The following is a 17,188-nucleotide window of genomic DNA, read 5'->3' on the forward strand; positions in this document are numbered from 1 at the left end:
CCCGTCCGGGAGCGCCGTAAACCTGCCGGAGACGGACCATGTTCAAAAGATATCATCCCTATCCCCTCTGGGGACTTCTCAGCCTGTTTCCGGCCTTCTGGGCCTATCAGGCCGCGACCTCCTCGAACGAAAGGATCCTGCACATTCTCGTTCACCCGAGCGGCGAATGGGCGGCCAGGCTCCTGATCCTGACGCTGGCGATCACGCCGCTTGCGATGATCTTCAGGGGCAGCGACGTCACCCGCTGGCTGAAGAAGAACCGCCGCTATTTCGGGGTCGCCGCCTTTGCCTATGCGGCCGTTCACTCGGCGTTCTATCTTGCCGACAAGGCGTCTCTGGACAGGGTGGTATCGGAACTGCCGCGTCTTTACATCTGGACGGGCTGGTTGGCGTTCCTCATCTTCATCCCTCTGGCGGCCACCTCGGCCGACTGGGCGATGCGCCGGCTCGGGCCGCAGTGGAAATCGCTGCAACGCTGGACCTACGCGGCGGCCGTCCTGACGCTGGTGCATTGGGCCAGCCTGCACGACTGGGGCCATCCCCTTGTCGCGGTCCTGCATTTCGCGCCGCTTGCCGCGCTGGAAGGATGGCGCATGTGGTATTGGTGGAACCGGCATCGCCCGGCAACCGCCTGACCTTGTTTCGCGCCCCGGTTTCGGGGCGTCCCACCAGCGGAGGAAGACCAGATGACCCATACGACGCGCAAACGCGCGCGGGATTTCGACCCGAGAATCCTCGAAATCTTTGACGGCTATGTCCACGGCGAGATATCCAAGCGCGACTTCATCACCCAGGCGGGCCGATATGCCGCGGTCGGCGTGACCGGAGCGATGATTCTCGATCAGTTGCAGCCGAATTACGCCTGGGCGCAGCAGGTCGCGCCGGACGACCCCGAGATCGTGACCGGGACGGTCGAATACGAAAGCCCCGATGGCCACGGCACCGTGAAGGGGCTGATGGCGCGGCCCGCCGGGGCCGGGGGCCCGCTGCCCGCAGTGCTCGTCATCCACGAGAACCGCGGGCTGAACCCCTATATCGAGGATGTCGTCCGGCGCGCCGCCAAGGCGGGCTATCTCGCGCTCGGTCCGGACGGGCTCAGTTCGCTGGGCGGGTATCCCGGCAACGACGACCAGGGCCGCGACATGCAGCGGCAGCTCGATCCGTCCAGGCTGATGGAGGATTTCTTCGCCGCCTTCGAGTTCCTGCGCGATCACGAGGACAGCACCGGCCGCGTCGGCTGCGTCGGGTTCTGCTATGGCGGCGCGGTCTGCAACGCGCTGGCGGTGGCCTATCCCGACCTCGCCGCCTCCGTGCCATTCTACGGCCGCCAGCCCCCGGCCGAGGACGTGCCGCAGATCCAGGCGCCGCTGCTGATCCATTACGCGGGACTGGACGAGCGTATCAATGCAGGCTGGGAAGCCTATGGCGCCGCGCTGGAAGCGAATGGCAAGGAATTCAGCGTTCATTTCTATCCGGACGCGAACCATGGGTTCCATAACGACACGACGCCCCGCTACGACGCGGCGGCGGCGACCCTGGCCTGGGACAGGACGCTGGCCTTCTTCGACGCGCATCTGAGGTGAGAGGCGGCTGGCCGGCGCGAGGCCAACGTCCTTCGGCCGATCTCAGGCGGTCTGGATGGGACAAGGGATCGGCCTGGCCTGCCCGCAGGCGATGAACCATTGCCCGTGGCCCGCATATTCATTCCGCGCGCCGGTCGGGGGCGTCTCGGAAATCCTTGACGGAATTCGGATCCGGCAACTATTTCACGAGTTGTGGCGTCGGGAAGGAAGCCAGGGCCGAACGCAGGGGTTTCCCTGCCCGGTGGCCACGTTCCGATCCACCCTTGGCCCCGCCACGCTTGTCCGGCTACATAGGAAAACCGCCCCATGACCAGACCAATCCATGTCCTGAACGGACCGAACCTGAATCGTCTGGGTCTGCGCGAACCGCACATTTACGGCCACACGACCCTGGCGGAGATCGAGACGCTGTGCATGGACGCGGCAGGAGACAGGCCGCTGGTGTTCCGCCAGACCAATTCGGAACGTCAGATGATCGACTGGATTCACGAGGCCATCGACGAGTCCTGCGCATTACTGATCAACCCGGCGGCCTTCACCTTCTATTCGATGGCGGTCATGGACGCGCTCAAGATGTATCCGTTCCCGATGATCGAGTATCATATCTCCAATATCCACAAGCGCGAACCGATGTATCACACGTCGCTGGTGTCGGGCGTCGCGACCGTGGTGATGGCCGGGGCAGGGGCGCGCGGCTATGGCCACGCGGTGCGGCTTCTGTGCGAGATGGTCGCGGATCCGGCGTGGCCGGGACGCAGTCTTTGACCGTCGGGTCCGGCGATGTCCGGACCTCCTGGAGGAACTGACATGGCTCTGCTCAGCGATGCCGCGATGGTGTTGTTCTACGATATCCAGGGCGATGTGGCCGACCACGACGACTGGCACAGCGTCGAACATTTCCACGAGCGCCTGAGCGTTCCCGGTTTCCTGCGCGCCACGCGCTGGGTGTCTACCGGCGGCGGCCCCCGTTACTTCGTGATCTACGACGTCACCGATACCGGGGTCGCGGAGTCGGCCGGCTATCTGGACAGGCTGAACAACCCGACCGCCTGGACGCAAAGGATGATGCCGCGGTTTCGGGGCATGACCCGCGGATTTTGCCGCATAACCGCAAGTTGCGGTTTCGGCTTCGGGTCGGCGGCTGCCGTGCTGCGTTTTGCCCCGGAGGAAGGTGCAGAGGCCCGAATGACGCAATGGCTGTCGCGCAGCGTCCTGCCGGCCATGGCCGCGCGGCGGGGCATGGTCGGCGCGCATCTGCTGCAACCGGGACCCCGGCCGCCGATGACACGGGAACAGTCGCTGCGCGGAGCCGACGACCCCATGCCCTGGCTGGTGTTCACCACCGGCTATGACGCCGCCGCGCTGGACCTCTGCGCGGCGGAACACCTGACGCCCGAACGCTTACGGGACCATGGCGCGGCGGCGGCGATCAGGTCCGGGTCCTATCGCCTGCACTATACCGCCACCGGGGACGAAGCCGCGCGCAACCGCCCGCGGGCGGCCACCGCAGACTGAAGCCTCAGCCGCCCTTCACGCGGACGGTCACGCTGCGATGGGTGATGGGCTTGCCGGTCGCCGCGTCGGTCAGAACCGGGCGCAGTTTCTCGCCGGTTTCGCGCGACAGCAGGGAAATGCCGGATTCGCCTTCCGCGGGCACGTTCTGTTCGGACCAGGCGATCAGGGACACCAGCACCGGATACAGCGCCTTGCCCTTGTCGGTCAGCCGGTATTCGAACCGCGCCGGCCTGTCCTGATACTGTTCGCGGCGCAGGACGTTTTCGGCTTCGAGCTTGCGCAGACGGTCCGCCAGCACATGCCGGGTGATGCCGAGACGGGCCTGGATCTGATCGAATCGCCTGATTCCCAGGAAACAGTCACGCAGCACGAGCATGGTCCAGCGATCGCCGATCACCGAAAGCCCACGGGCGACGGGGCAGTCTTCATGTTTCAGTTCATCCCATTTCATGGGGGCATCATACTCCGGAGTTGACAGGTTCCAAAATAGAACTTAGTGATAGTGCGTTCCATAATAGAACTCAATACATGAAAGCCGTGAGAACGGAAACCGCAGAAGGACCGGAAGCCATGACCAAACACACGCGCAGCTATGATTACATCACCGCGACCTTCGATCCCGCCGCCGCGATGCGGCTGTCCGGGCTGGACTACATGCAGGCGCTGGTGGCGGGCCAGATCGGCGCGCCGCCGTCTATCCTGGCGACCATGGGCATGTCGCCGCCCTGCGAACTGGCTGTTGGCGAAGTGGCGTTCGATTGCGAGCCGGGCGATTTCCTGTTGAACCCGATGGGCTTTGTCCATGGCGGATTCGCGGCGACGGCGCTGGATTCCTCGATGGGCATGGCGGTCCACACCACGCTGGACGCGGGGTGGGGGTTCACCACCGCCGAGCTGAAGATCAACTATACGCGCGCGATCCTGCCCGACGGCGGACCGCTGCGGGCGGAAGGCAGCGTGATCCATCGCGGTCAGCGCATGGCGACCGCCGAAGGCCGGCTGGTCGGGTTGCGCGACGGAAAGCTTTATGCGCACGGATCGACCACCTGCTTCCTGTTCGCCCTTGCCGACGCGAAGGCCTGAGCCATGACCGCGGCCCTTGCCCCAGACCGGATCCGGATGGCCGCGGCGGCCCGCGAGGCCCGGACCCGCCCCATGCTCGAGGGACCGATCGGTCCGACCCTGGCAAGGCTGGCGGCGCCCAACGTGCTCGCCATGGTCGTGCAGGCGCTGATGACCATCGCCGAAGGCGTGTTCGCCGCCCGCCTGGGGGTGCAGGCGCTGGCGGGTCTGGCGCTGGTGTTCCCGCTGGTCATGCTGACGCAGATGCTGGCCGCCGGGGCCATGGGCGGGGCGATCTCATCCTCGGTGGCCCGTGCGCTCGGGGCGAACGATCTGGCACGCACCGGCGGAATAATGCTGGCCGCCTGGATCATCGCCGGGTTGATGGCGCTCGGGTCGTTCCTGTTGATGGGCCTCTGGGCGCGCGGCATCTTCGAACTGCTGGGCGGATCGGGCCCGGCCGCCGAGTCCGCGCTGGCCTATGCCGGCGTCTTCTTTCCCGGCTGCATCGCGATCTGGCTCTGTCATTCGACCCTCAGCATCATTCGCGGCAGCGGCGGCATGATGTTCGCCTCTTCGGTGCTGTTGTGCGTGTCCCTTGTGGCCATCCCCATGGCCGGAGCGATGGCGCTTGGCTGGGGGCGGCTGCCGGCGCTCGGGATGGGCGGTCTGGCGCTTGGCACGGTGGTGGCGCATGGTTTCGGGGCGGTTCTGGCGCTGGCCTATCTGTTGTCGGGCCGGGCGGGGCTTGTCGTGACCCGCGTCCGGCTGCGCGCCCGGATGTTCACAGACATTCTCCATGTCGGTCTTGTGGCGTCGGCCAATTCGGTCCTGACGATCCTGACGATCGTGCTGATGGTCGGCGCGGTGGGCCGCCATGGCCAGGACGCTCTGGCGGGCTACGGGCTTGGCGCCCGGCTGGAATTTCTGATGATTCCCGTCGTCTTCGGCATCGGCGCGGCGATGACCGCGATGGTGGGGGCCAATATCGGCGCGGGCCAGACCCGGCGCGCCCTGGCCGTGGCCTGGACAGGGTCGCTGGCCGCGGCGGGGATTGTCGGCGCGATCGGCCTGATCGTCGCGCTGGCGCCGGACCTGTGGCTGCGGATGTTCCTCGCGCCCGAAGACGCCGCCGCGCTGGCCGCGGGCCGGTCGTACTTCCGCATCGTCGCGCCGTTCTATGGGTTCTTCGCCGTCGGGCTTGCGCTCTACTTTGCCAGCCAGGGCGCGGGCCGGATGATGTGGCCGTTCCTCGGCGGGGTGGTCCGGATGGCGGTCGCTTTCGGTGGCACGCTGTTGCTGACCCAGGTCACCGATCTCGGGGTCCAGGCCGTTTTCACCGCCATCGCCGCCGGGATGTTCATCTACGGCCTGTTCATCCCCGTCTCGCTGATCCTGACAAGGTGGAGATAGCAGCGGCCCCGCCCAATGGTGCAAGATCGGTCGAAAATATCCGCCGCCGATCAGCGATTGACGCCACTTGACGCGCTTTGCAGAGTGCGCGGGCCATACCAGACAAGGAATGTCCCGGATGACCCGCACCGCCAAGGACTCTCTTCACAAACCCAGTTCCCGGACCGTGGAAAAGATCACCGCGGCGGTGCAGGCGGGTTTTGATGATCAGGTCGCGTTTCTGGCCGATTTCGTGCGCATTCCCAGCGTCCGTTTCCAGGAAGGTCCGGCGCAGGACTTCATCGCCGCCGCCCTGCGCGGGCGCGGCTACAAGGTGGACGACTGGACGATCGATCTGTCGGATCTGGAGCATCTGCCGGGATTCGGCCCGATCGACGGGGATTTCTCGCGTGCCCGCAGCGTGGTGGGCAGCTTTTATCCCACCGAAACCAGGGGGCGGTCGCTGATCCTGCAAGGGCATCTGGACGTGGTGCCGCCGGGACCGGCAGAGATGTGGACGGACCCGCCGTTTGAGCCGGTGATCCGGGACGGCTGGATGCACGGGCGCGGCGCGGGCGACATGAAATCCGGCACGGTGGCGGCGCTGTTCGCGCTGGATGCGCTGGGGCGCGCCGGGTTCGAACCCGCCGCGACGGTGCATTTCCAGTCGGTGATCGAAGAGGAAAGCACCGGTCTCGGCGCATTGTCGACCCTTCAGCGGGGGTATCGCGCCGATGTGGCGGTGCTGCCGGAACCGTCGGGATTCCAGATCAACCGCGCCCAGATCGGCGTGCTCTGGTTCCGGCTGCGGGTGCGGGGACGGCCGGTGCATGTGGCCGTGGCGGGCGATGGGTCCAACGCGATCATGGCCAGCTACGACGTGATCCGCGCCTTGCAGGACCTGGAAGCCGACTGGAACGCCCGCGCCGCCGGGCATCCGGAGTATGGAGACGTTCCGCACCCGCTGAATTTCAACGCCGGCAAGATCAGTGGCGGCGACTGGGCGTCGAGCGTGCCGGCCTGGTGCGACGTGGATTGCCGGATGGGCGTGTTGCCGGGGCAGGATCTCGAAACCGCCAAGGCCGAGATCGCGGCCTGCGTGGCGAGGGCTTCGCGCGATCACCCGTTCCTGTCCAACAACCCGCCGGAGGTGATCTGGAACGGCTTTCAGGCCGAAGGCTATGTGCTGGGCGAGGACGCCGATCCGGCGCTCGCGGTCATGCAGAGCGCCTATGAACAGGTGTTCGGTCCGGGCGAAAAACTGCGTGAAAACAAGATGACCGCGCTGACCGATACGCGGTTCTACGGGCTTTACTACGGTGTCCCCGCTTTCTGCATCGGCCCGCGCGCCGAGAATATCCACGGGTTCGACGAACGCGTGGACCTCGCGTCCGTGCGCGATCTGACGGTCGTGCTGGCATTGTTCATCGCCCAGTGGTGCGGGTTGAACCCGAAACCGGCGTGACGGGCCGGTCTCAGGCCGGGTGCAGATCGATTCTGGTTTCGGTCGCCTTGTCCACCGCATCGGCGCTGAAAAGCATCGGCACATAGTCGCCCCTGGCCCAGAGCGGCGCGAGATCGGCATAGTGCGGATTGCCGGGAATTCCCGACTGCCCCGGCGCGTTGATCCAGACGCTGTTGTCCCAGGCTCCGACATCGACGACCATGCGGACCGACGCGCCGTTTCGGACATGGAAATCGCTGGCTTCGTAATGCGCCATCATCACCGTGGTGCTGCTGCCACCCATGTCCAGCGGCCCCACGTCGGCATCCGGCAGAACCCCGCCGAGGGCATGGTCGAAATACCCCTTGTGCAGGTCGCCCCAGCGCCAGGAGTCCGGGTCCGCGCCAAAGCGGGCGACCGCGTCGGCCCATGCGGCGGAGAGGGTTTCGGTCAGGAACGCATCGCGCGCGCCGGGGTCCGCCAGACCGGCCTTGTCGGCCAGCGCCGGGTGTGCGCCTTCGAACAGGCGGACCACGGTCGGCGGGCTGCCGGGGATCAGGACCTTGCGCAGGTCGCTGTCCGGAGCCACGCGGGCCAGCAGGGCCGGCCGCAGGTGGCAGGAAAACCAGAGTTCGAACAGCAGGGCCGGGGCGGACCCGGCATCCGAATTCCCGGTCCAGCCCGCCAGCAGGGCGCGGGCCCCGCCGGGCGCGCTGTCCGGAACCAGCGCCGCCAGCCGTGCCGCCAGAGTTGAAACGGTGTCGGTCTGCAACCCGCAATTCTCGGTGATCCCGACAGCGCCGCCGGCGCCTATGACCTCGGCGATGCGGTCGGCGCGGCCGTCTTCGAACCATTCATGGCCGATGGGCAGGGCGTCGTGATCCCAGGTTTCGGGCACATTCATTTCATTCGCCGAATGCACGAAACCGCAGGCCGGGTTCACGATCGCGGGCAGGTCTTCGGCTGTGACGTAGCCCTGCCACCCGAACCGGCCATCGCCCGGCACCGGCGCCAGTCCGCGCCACCCGTTGCGGCGCGGAATATAGGCCGCCGCTTGCCAGCAGATATCGCCATCGGTATCGGCATAGACCAGGTTGACCGACGGCGCGCCCCAGCTTTTGACGGAGTCGCGGAAATCGCCAAGGGTTTCGCTGCGCATGGATTTCAGGCTGCACATGTAGGGCGCGGTGCCCGGATCGGTGAAAACCGTGCGGATCGACACCGCCACCCGCCGCGCGGGATCTTCGTGCACGACCGGCCCGTAGCGGGTGAAGAACAGCGGCAGGACCTGGTCGGGGGCGCCCTTGACGGCAAAGGTTTCATCCACCCGGATCATTTCTTCCCAGCCGCCGTCGTGGCGGTAGTCCTGCGGATTGCCCGGCCGGGTCTCGTGCACCATCACGTCTTCCTGGTCGGCGCAGAAGATGGTGAGGCTGAACGCCGCCTTGCCGTTATGCCCGATCACCACGCCGGGCGACGACGGTTCGCCCGCCCCGATAACGTCCATCTGCGGCGCGCTCAGGTGCACCATGTAGCGCAGCGATGGCGCGGCGTGCAGGCGATGCGGATCGCTGGCCATGATCGCGCGGCCGGTTTCCGTCAGGCCGGGCGCGATGGCCCAGTTGTTGGAGCCTTCCATCGACGGCGGCAGCGGCTGCACCGTCTTGCGCCCGTCGACCGTGGCCCAGCGTGGGGCATCGTCAAGCGTCGCGGCGAGCCGTTCGGGCGAGAAGGTGACCGGCGCGGTCGCGAGCTGGAACACGTCCAGCGCGGTATCGGGAAGATCGATAGGACTGTTCGCCTGCCATTCCGTATCGGGCACGGGTGGCGACAGCGGGCCGCGCAGCAGGTCGACATCCGGGTCCGCAAGCGCCTGCACCCGCGCGCGGGCCAGTTCGGAGCCGGCATTGCGGGTCAGGCAGTGGGTACGGATTCGCACCACGTCCTCCGGGCGCCAATGGGCGGGCTCGGTGCCAAGTGCCGTGAATTCCGGCGGCAGGGGCAGGCGGCCCGCCCTGACCAGGTCGATCCCGGCGTTGATCCCTTCGGCAAAGGCGGTGCAGATCATTTCGGAATCCGCGCCATAGGCCGCCCATTCCGGCGCCATGTCGCCGCGATAGAGAAACAGCCGCGCCGCGCGATCCTGCATCAGGTAGCCGGGACCGAAATCGGCGGCCAGAAGCCCGAGGCCGCGCTTGCGCCAGAGATCGATCTGCCACAGCCGGTCCCGCGCCGCGTTCAGACCCTGCACGAAAAACGCGTCGCGGGTGCTTTCGGCGCGGATATGCGCCATGCCCCAGGTGTCCACGGAAATGCTGGCGGGGGCCGCAAGGCCCGGAACGTCAAGGCGGGTCATCGTCTGGGCTTCCTCTCAATACTGGCTGATGGCGCGGGCGGCTTCCTGGCCCAGCGGCACGATGCGGGCGGCGTAGTCTTCCGGCGTCCAATCCGCGAGCGAGGCGGCGATGTGGACGGCGGCGACGGGACGCCCATCGGTATCGAGCACCGGAAATCCGGCGGCGATCTCGCCGATCAGAATCTGGTTCAGGGCGAGCGAATACCCGTTCGCGCGGGTTTCCGCCACCTTGTCCAGAATCGCCTCGGGATCGGTGATCGTATGCGGCGTGAACGGCGTGCGGTCCGAACGTTCCAGGATGCCGCGCACGGTGTCTTCCGGCAGCTTGGACAGGATCGCCCATCCGCCAGAGGTGCAGAAGGTCGGAACGCTGTGACCCACGAGCGAGCTGTTCAGGGTCTGGTGCTTGGTTTGCAGGCGCACGGCATAGACCACGCGCAGATCGTCGAAAAGCGACAGGTCGATGCGTTCCCGGACGGATCTGCGCAATTCCTGCAACACCGGCGTCGCCCGGCGCACGAGCGGATCGAGGCGCAACGCATCCAGCGTGTGATCGAGAATGCGGATGCCCGGCAGAAATCCATGCGCGTCCGCGTCGCGGCGGATATACCCCAGGGCGCGCAAGGTGTGGACCATGCGCTGCGCCGCGCTGCGGTCGACGCCCGCCCGCTGCGCGATATCCGACAGGGTCAGCGGCCCGTCCGCATAGTGAAACGCCGACAGGACCTGCATCGCCCGTTCGACCGATTGGACGAAAAGCGAATCCCCGCGCTGTTGCCGCGTCCGTTCCCGCAGACCGGGTTCGGCCCGTGTCGTGTTTCTGAACATTGGCGTCTCCAACGAAGGAAGCAACATGGTTGACTTGCCACAAAGCGTGACTTTAAAATTTTTCTACGATGCAGTTATATTGCATGACAATACAATTGCGATGCAACGGGGAATGCCCGGCCGCTGATCCGGTCAGCGGGGGGCAAGGACCAGACAGGGACCGATTGATGACATTCCGGGTCGCGTTTGCCGGCTTTCTGCACGAAACCAACACGTTTGCACCGACCCGCGCGCGGTTGCAGGACTTCATCCAGGGCGGGGGCTACATGCCGATGGCGCGCGGCCCCGAGATGATCGAACGGGCCAAGGGCATCAATCTGGGAATCGGCGGGGCGCTGGACTTCGGCGAAACGCAGGGCTGGGACATGGTGCCGGTGCTCTGGGCCGGGGCGATTCCGTCGGCTCATGTGACGCGGGATGCCTATGAAAGCATCACGGACGAGATAATTGCAGGCATTGCCGCCGCCGGAGACCTGGACGGCGTGTTCCTGGACCTGCATGGCGCGATGGTGGCCGACCATCTGGACGACGGCGAGGGCGCGCTGCTGACGCGGGTGCGGGCCGCGGTCGGGCCCGACGTGCGCATTGCCGCCGCGCTCGACCTGCACGGCAACATCACCGCCGAAATGGTCGAGGCCGCCGACGTGCTCGTTGGGTTCCGCACCTATCCGCATGTCGACATGGCCGATACCGGCACCCGCGCCGCGGAACAGCTGGCCCGGCTGATGCAGCGCGGCGCGCCCTTCGCCAAGGCGTTCCGCAGATTGCCATTTCTGGTGCCGATCGCGTGGCAAAGCACCCGGACGGACCCTGCGCGCGGCATCTACGACCTGGTGGGAAGCCTGGAATCCGGCGCGGTCAGCAGCACGTCGTTCTTCTTCGGCTTTCCGGCCGCGGATTTTCCCGGCTGCGGCCCGACGGTGATCTGCTATGGCGACACCGCGGCGGCGGATGCGGCCGCCGACGCCATCGAACAGGCGGTCCTAGCCGCCGAACCGGCCTTTGCCGGCAGGACCTTCGGGCCGGACGAGGGCGTGCAGGAGGCGATGCGAATCGCGCAAAGCGCCACGCGCCCGGTGGTTCTGGCGGATACCCAGGACAATCCCGGCGCGGGCGGGGATTCCAACACCACCGGAATGCTGCGCGCGCTGGTGCGCAATTCGGCCCGGCGCGCAGCCCTCGGCAACATGGTCGACCCGACGGCCGCGGCCGCGGCCCATGCGGCGGGCGCCGGTGCGGAGATCGAGATCGATCTCGGCGGGTTTTCCGCCGTGCCCGGCGACACACCCTATCGCGCGCGTTTCGTCGTCGAAAGCCTGTCGGACGGCAAGCTGGTCGCGTCGGGTCCTTTCTATGGCGGCGCGCCGCTGGACCTGGGCCCGTCGGCCTGCCTGCGGATCGGTGACGTGCGTGTCGTCGTGACCACCCACAAGGCGCAGATGGCGGACCAGGAGATGTATCGTTTCGTCGGCATCGAACCGACCGAACAGGCGATACTTGTCAACAAGAGTTCCGTGCATTTCCGCGCCGATTTCGATCCGATCGCGGAAACCATACTGACCTGCGTCGCGCCTGGCCCGATGCCGGTCAGCCCGGCCAGCCTGCCGTTCAGAAACCTGGAACCCGGCATCCGGCTGGAACCGCTGGGACGCGCCTTTGCGCCACCGGACGGATCGGCAACACCGCGGGACCGCCACGACCACGAGAGAGCCACGATCCATTCATAACCCGCGCCGCAGAACAGGGCGAAAAGCCCGGCGCATCCACTTCGCAACCAACGGGAGACCATAATGAGCCTGTCCAACTTGAAACCAAAGCCGAACAGCGTGCGGCGCGCCCTGCGCGGCACCCTGTTCAGCGCCACGCTGGCGGGTCTGGCCGCCGTCGCCGGCCCGCTCAGCGCGCAGACGCTGGTCGCGGTGAAACATTCGGCGCTGCGGGTGCTGGACCCGATCATGACCACGGCCTACATGAGCCGCAACCACGGCTACATGGTGTTTGACACGCTTTATGCGCTGGACAGCGACCTGGTGCCGCAGCCGCAGATGGTCGAAAGCCACACGGTGTCCGACGACGGCCTGACCTACCGGTTCACCCTGCGCGAAGGTCTGAAATTCCATGACGGCGCGCCGGTGACGGGCGAAGACGTCGCCGCGTCGATCGCACGCTGGGGCGAACGCGACGGCATGGGGCAGGTCCTCATGAGCTTTGTGGAAAGCATGGGCCAGGACGGGGACAACGTCTTTGTCATGACGCTCAAGAAACCCTATGGTCTGGTGATCGACAGTCTCGCCAAACCGTCGTCCAACGTGCCGTTCATCATGCCCAAGCGGCTGGCCGAAACGCCGTCGACCGAACCGATCCCGGAACAGATCGGCTCCGGCCCGTTCACATGGGTGGCCGACGAATTCCAGCCCGGCGTGAAAGCCGTCTACGCCAAGTTCGAGGATTACGTGCCGCGCGACGAGCCGCCAAGCTGGGCTTCGGGCGGCAAGGTGGTCAAGGTCGATCGCGTCGAATGGGTGGTGATGCCCGACGACCAGACCGCGCTCAACGCCCTGCTGGCGGGCGAGATCGACTATTGGGAAAGCCCGCCCTCCGATCTGCTGCCGATCCTCGCCGCGAATGACGAAATGGTGGTGCGCAACCTCAACAAGCTGGGATACCAGACCATCATGCGGCCCAATGCGCTGCACCCGCCGATGGACAATCCGCTGATCCGCAAGGCGGCGATCGCCTCGGTTTACCAGAAAGACGTTCTGGACGCGCTGGTCGGCAATCCCGAACTTTACAAGCTTTGCGGCGCGATGTTCGTCTGCGACACGCCGCTGGCTTCCGATGTCGGCTCTGAAACCCTGACCGAAGGCAACGGCAAGGACTTGGCCAGGGAACTGCTGAAGGAAGCCGGCTATGACGGCACGCCCATCGTCATCATGCACCCGACAGACGTGGGCACCCTGCGCACCCAGCCGGTCGTCGTGGCGCAGGCCATGCGCGATGTCGGGTTCGAGGTCGATCTGCAGGCGATGGACTGGCAGACGCTGGTCGGACGCCGGGCCAGCCAGGCGCCGATCGGAGAGGGCGGCTGGAACATGTTCATGACCAACTGGGTCGGTGCGGACGTGTTCAACCCGCTGGTCAACAATATGGTCAACGGCAAGGGCCCCGAAGGCGGCTGGTTCGGCTGGCCGGACGTTCCGAAGCTCGAGGAACTGCGCATGGCCTACGCCACCTCGCCGTCGCTCGACGAACAGAAGAAACTGGCAGAGGAGATCCAGAAAGTCGCCTATGAAGAAGGCGTCTATGCACCCATCGGGCAGTATTTCGTGCCGACGGCATGGTCCGCCGCCCTCGAAGGCGTTCTGGACGGTCCCGCGCCGTTCTTCTGGAACATCTCGAAGTAATCGAACGCCCGTCCGGCCCCGCGCTTCCTCGCGCGGGACCGGATCTCTGACGACGCAAGGCCGCCCCGGTCAGGAGGAGGCGCGGCGCACGGGCAGTCGGAAAACCTGAAAGGATCCTTCATGTTTGGTTACATCCTGCAACGCCTGCTGGCAGCCATACCTGTCATGGGTTTCGTCGCCCTTTTTGTTTTCCTGCTGCTGCGGCTCACGCCGGGCGATCCGGCGGCGATCATCGCCGGCGATACCGCGACCCCCGAACAGCTCGAAGCGATCCGGGATTCGCTGGGGTTGAACGATCCGTTCTTCGTCCAGTTCTTCAACTGGATCGGACAGCTGCTCCAAGGCGATTTCGGCACTTCGATCCTGTCGGGCAAGCCGGTGATCGAACTGATCCAGGCCCGGATGGAGCCGACGATCAGCCTGGCGCTGACCACCATCATCCTGTCGGTCGTCATTGCCGTGCCGCTTGGCGTCATCGCCGCCTGGAAGCACGGCACGCTGATCGACCGTTTCGTCATGCTTCTGTCGGTCGTCGGATTTTCCGTGCCGGTCTTCGTGATCGGCTATCTCATGATCTCTCTCTTTTCGATGCAGCTGAACTGGTTCCCGGTTCAGGGGTTCCGGCCCATCGGCGACGGGCTGGGGCCGTTCCTGCAACGGATCGCGCTGCCCACTTTCACGCTGACGCTCCTGTATATCGCGCTGATCGCGCGGATCACCCGCACGTCGATGCTGGAAATCCTCGGCGACGATTACATCCGCACCGCCCGCGCCAAGGGGCTGCCGGAAAGCCGGGTGCTGATGCGCCACGCGCTGCGCAACTGTTCGGTGCCGATCATCACGGTGATCGGCATCGGATTTGCCCTGATCATCTCGGGCGTGGTGGTGACGGAAAGCGTGTTCAACCTGCCGGGGCTGGGGCGCCTGACCGTGGATGCGGTGCTGGCGCGCGATTACCCGGTGATCCAGGCGGTGATCCTGCTGGCGTCGCTGATTTACGTGGTGATCAACCTGCTGATCGACATCGCCTATGTGCTGCTTGACCCAAGGATCCGTTACTCATGACCGGTCAGACCACAACAGTCGCCCCGCGCGAGACGATTTCGCCCTTTGCCAAGGTGCGCGACATCGTGCTTTCAAGCCCCATCGTCATGGTGGCCACGGCCCTGCTGGCGATCATCGTACTGGCGGCGATCTTCGCGCCATGGATCGTGCCGCATGATCCGGTGCGCCTGACGCCGTCAGTCCGGTTGAAGCCGCCTAACGAAGAATACTGGCTGGGCACCGATGCGTTTGGCAGGGACCTGTTTTCGCGCATCATCACCGGCGGGCGGATTTCGCTGGTCATCGGGGTCGGCGCGGCGATTGCGGCTGTGGCGGCGGGCCTGCTTCTGGGACTTCTGGCGGGGTACATCCGCTGGATGGATGCGCTTTTGATGCGCATGGTCGACGGGCTGATGGCGATTCCCAACGTGCTGCTGGCCATTGCCATCGTGTCGCTCTGGGGCGCGAGCCTCTGGACGGTGCTCTTCGCGATCACAATTCCCGAAGTCCCGCGCGTCGTGCGCCTTGTCCGCTCCGTGGTCCTGTCGGCGCGGGAAGAACCCTATGTGGAAGCCGCCATCGCCGCCGGATCGTCCACCTGGCTGATCATGCGCCGCCACCTGGTTCCCAACACCGTCGCGCCGCTGATCATTCAGGGCACCTATATCTGCGCCTCCGCGATCCTGACCGAGGCGATCCTGTCGTTCCTCGGCGCCGGGATAAATCCGGAAACCCCGTCCTGGGGCAACATCATGGCCGAGGGCCGGATCTATTTCCAGATCAACCCCGGAATCGTGCTTTGGCCCGGACTCGTGGTGTCGGTGGCGATCCTTTCCATCAACCTTCTCGGGGATGCGGTGCGCGACGCGCTCGATCCCCGCATGGCGCAACGGGGAATCGACCGATGAGTGACAGGGTTCTGGACATCAGCAACCTGCGCATCGCGCTGAACGGCAACGAGGATAGCCAGGTCGTCAAAGGGCTGAACCTGAAGATCGAGCCGGGCCAGACGATGTGCCTCGTCGGCGAAAGCGGGTCGGGCAAATCCCTGACCGCGCTCGCCACCATGGGTCTCTTGCCCAAGGTGCTGTCGCCCATCGCCGGTTCCATCGTCCTGAAGGGCGAAGACATGCTGACCGCGACGCCCGCGCGCATGCGCACCCTGCGCGCAACGGCCATGTCGATGATCTTCCAGGAACCGATGACCGCCCTGAACCCGGTCGCCCGTGTCGGTCAGCAGATCGAGGAAGTGCTCGAATTCCACAGCGACCTGTCGCAATCCGAACGCCGCCGGCGGGTGCTCGAAATGATGGAGGCGGTGCATCTGCCGGACATCGAGAAACTCTACAAGAGCTATCCGCACCAACTGTCGGGCGGGCAGCGCCAGCGCATCATGATCGCCATGGCGCTGATCATGCGGCCGCAGCTTCTGATCGCGGACGAACCGACCACCGCGCTGGATGTGACCACGCAGGCGCAAATCCTGAAGCTGATCCGGGAGTTGCGCGAAGAGCAAGGCACGGCGGTTCTGTTCATCACCCACGACATGGGCGTGGTTTCGGAAATCGCCGATGACGTGACCGTGCTGAAGCTGGGCGAGGTGATGGAAACCCAGAGTGTCGACAATCTCTTGCGGCATCCGCAGACCGACTATACCCGCGATCTGTTGCGGTCCGTTCCCAGTCAGGTTCCCCGGCCGGCGCGATCCGTGGCGACGGATGAAATCGTCCTGGACACGGACAAACTCTGCAAGACCTATGGCGGCGGCGGCCTGTTCTTCCGCGCCCGCGAGGTGATGGCGGCGCAGGATGTGAGCCTTTCGCTGCTGAAGGGCCGCACCCTCGGCATCGTCGGCGAAAGCGGCTCTGGAAAGTCCACCGTCGCGCGCTGCATCATGCGGCTGATCGACCCGACGTCGGGCAGCATCAAGGTGGGCGGCAAGGATATTGCGACGCTCAGCCAGAAGGATCTGAAACCGCAGCGCAAGAACATCCAGATCGTGTTCCAGGACCCGATGAGGTCGCTGAACCCGCGGATCGAAGTCGGGGAATCGATCATCGAGGGACCGCTGAATTTCGGAGTGCCCAGAAACAAGGCCATGACCCGCGCCCGCGAATTGCTGGAACTGGTGGGCCTGCCCGCCAGCGCGGTGGACCGCTTTCCGCACCAGTTCTCGGGCGGACAACGGCAGCGGATCGCCATCGCCCGCGCCCTGGCGATGGACCCGGACGTGCTGGTGGCCGACGAAGCGGTCTCCGCGCTCGACGTTTCGGTGCAGGCGCAGGTTCTCGACCTGCTGGCCGAATTGCAGGCCCGGTTCGGACTCGGGATCCTGTTCATCACCCACGATCTTGGCGTGGCGGCGCAGATCTGTGACGACGTCGTGGTGATGCAGTATGGCCGCGTGGTCGAATACGGACCCGCCGGGCAGGTGCTTGGCGCGCCGCAGCAGGACTACACCAAGGCGCTGATCGCGGCGGCGCCGGGCCGCCATTGGGATTTCGCGAATTTCCGCCCCTTTGCCGAAGCGCCCTGAATATCGATCACGCCAAACAATCAA

At 65.8% G+C, this 17,188-nt stretch carries 15 protein-coding genes; 12 read left to right on the plus strand and 3 right to left on the minus strand.

The genetic code is table 11. From position 1 onward, the window contains the following. The first annotated feature begins 38 nt into the window (after positions 1-38). The 4 genes from QO034_RS16010 to QO034_RS16025 all read left to right on the plus strand — a co-directional run bounded on the left by QO034_RS16010 (position 39) and on the right by QO034_RS16025 (position 3,098). Positions 39-635, plus strand: a complete 597-nt coding sequence (locus tag QO034_RS16010; RefSeq protein ID WP_284486534.1) for a protein-methionine-sulfoxide reductase heme-binding subunit MsrQ — start codon at positions 39-41, stop codon at positions 633-635. Positions 636-686: 51 nt separating this feature from the next. After that, complete coding sequence (yghX, locus tag QO034_RS16015; RefSeq protein WP_284486535.1) at positions 687-1,583, plus strand: YghX family hydrolase; 897 nt, start codon at positions 687-689, stop codon at positions 1,581-1,583. Between the two features lie 306 nt (positions 1,584-1,889). Continuing rightward, positions 1,890-2,348, plus strand: coding sequence for a type II 3-dehydroquinate dehydratase (locus QO034_RS16020; protein ID WP_284486536.1), 459 nt, complete (start codon positions 1,890-1,892; stop codon positions 2,346-2,348). A 42-nt stretch (positions 2,349-2,390) separates the two neighbouring features. Further along, entirely contained in the window at positions 2,391-3,098 is a 708-nt protein-coding gene (locus tag QO034_RS16025) for a hypothetical protein (RefSeq protein WP_284486537.1), read from the plus strand. Positions 3,099-3,102: 4 nt separating this feature from the next. Here QO034_RS16025 and QO034_RS16030 read toward each other — a convergent pair whose 3' ends face one another. Further along, on the minus strand, positions 3,103-3,549 hold the full coding sequence (locus QO034_RS16030; protein ID WP_284486538.1) for a winged helix-turn-helix transcriptional regulator: 447 nt from the start codon (positions 3,547-3,549) through the stop codon (positions 3,103-3,105). 119 nt (positions 3,550-3,668) lie between these two features. Between QO034_RS16030 and QO034_RS16035 the strand changes: the two genes are divergently transcribed. From QO034_RS16035 to QO034_RS16045, 3 genes are all read left to right on the plus strand, one after another. Next, positions 3,669-4,181, plus strand: a complete 513-nt coding sequence (locus QO034_RS16035) for a PaaI family thioesterase (RefSeq protein WP_284486539.1) — start codon at positions 3,669-3,671, stop codon at positions 4,179-4,181. Positions 4,182-4,184: 3 nt separating this feature from the next. Beyond that, positions 4,185-5,573 (plus strand): MATE family efflux transporter, encoded by a 1,389-nt coding sequence (locus tag QO034_RS16040; RefSeq protein ID WP_284486540.1) that lies wholly within the window; start codon positions 4,185-4,187, stop codon positions 5,571-5,573. Positions 5,574-5,691: 118 nt separating this feature from the next. Beyond that, on the plus strand, positions 5,692-7,017 hold the full coding sequence (locus QO034_RS16045; protein WP_284486541.1) for an ArgE/DapE family deacylase: 1,326 nt from the start codon (positions 5,692-5,694) through the stop codon (positions 7,015-7,017). 10 nt (positions 7,018-7,027) lie between these two features. On the opposite strand, the gene QO034_RS16050 is transcribed toward QO034_RS16045, so the two are convergent. Together QO034_RS16050 and QO034_RS16055 are read right to left on the minus strand one after the other, a co-directional pair. Further along, positions 7,028-9,352: a penicillin acylase family protein gene (locus tag QO034_RS16050; protein ID WP_284486542.1), complete on the minus strand. Its 2,325-nt coding sequence runs from the start codon at positions 9,350-9,352 to the stop codon at positions 7,028-7,030. 15 nt (positions 9,353-9,367) lie between these two features. Continuing rightward, positions 9,368-10,180, minus strand: coding sequence for an IclR family transcriptional regulator (locus QO034_RS16055; RefSeq protein WP_284486543.1), 813 nt, complete (start codon positions 10,178-10,180; stop codon positions 9,368-9,370). Positions 10,181-10,347: 167 nt separating this feature from the next. Here QO034_RS16055 and QO034_RS16060 point away from each other — a divergent pair, with 167 nt between their 5' ends. The 5 genes from QO034_RS16060 to QO034_RS16080 all read left to right on the plus strand — a co-directional run bounded on the left by QO034_RS16060 (position 10,348) and on the right by QO034_RS16080 (position 17,164). Further along, positions 10,348-11,907, plus strand: coding sequence for a M81 family metallopeptidase (locus tag QO034_RS16060; RefSeq protein WP_284486544.1), 1,560 nt, complete (start codon positions 10,348-10,350; stop codon positions 11,905-11,907). Between the two features lie 63 nt (positions 11,908-11,970). Then, complete coding sequence (locus QO034_RS16065; RefSeq protein WP_284486545.1) at positions 11,971-13,584, plus strand: ABC transporter substrate-binding protein; 1,614 nt, start codon at positions 11,971-11,973, stop codon at positions 13,582-13,584. A gap of 120 nt (positions 13,585-13,704) precedes the next feature. Continuing rightward, positions 13,705-14,649 carry an ABC transporter permease gene (locus QO034_RS16070; protein ID WP_284486546.1) on the plus strand — a complete coding sequence of 315 codons (945 nt, stop codon included), beginning with the start codon at positions 13,705-13,707 and terminating at the stop codon, positions 14,647-14,649. Beyond that, positions 14,646-15,536, plus strand: coding sequence for an ABC transporter permease (locus QO034_RS16075; RefSeq protein WP_284486547.1), 891 nt, complete (start codon positions 14,646-14,648; stop codon positions 15,534-15,536). Before QO034_RS16070 ends, QO034_RS16075 begins: the two co-directional genes overlap by 4 nt. Further along, entirely contained in the window at positions 15,533-17,164 is a 1,632-nt protein-coding gene (locus QO034_RS16080) for an ABC transporter ATP-binding protein (RefSeq protein ID WP_284486548.1), read from the plus strand. The genes QO034_RS16075 and QO034_RS16080 overlap by 4 nt, the downstream gene beginning before the upstream one ends. Positions 17,165-17,188 lie beyond the last annotated feature (24 nt).

Origin of the sequence: Sedimentitalea xiamensis (genome assembly GCF_030164465.1) — a bacterium.
Lineage (GTDB): Bacteria > Pseudomonadota > Alphaproteobacteria > Rhodobacterales > Rhodobacteraceae > Sedimentitalea > Sedimentitalea xiamensis.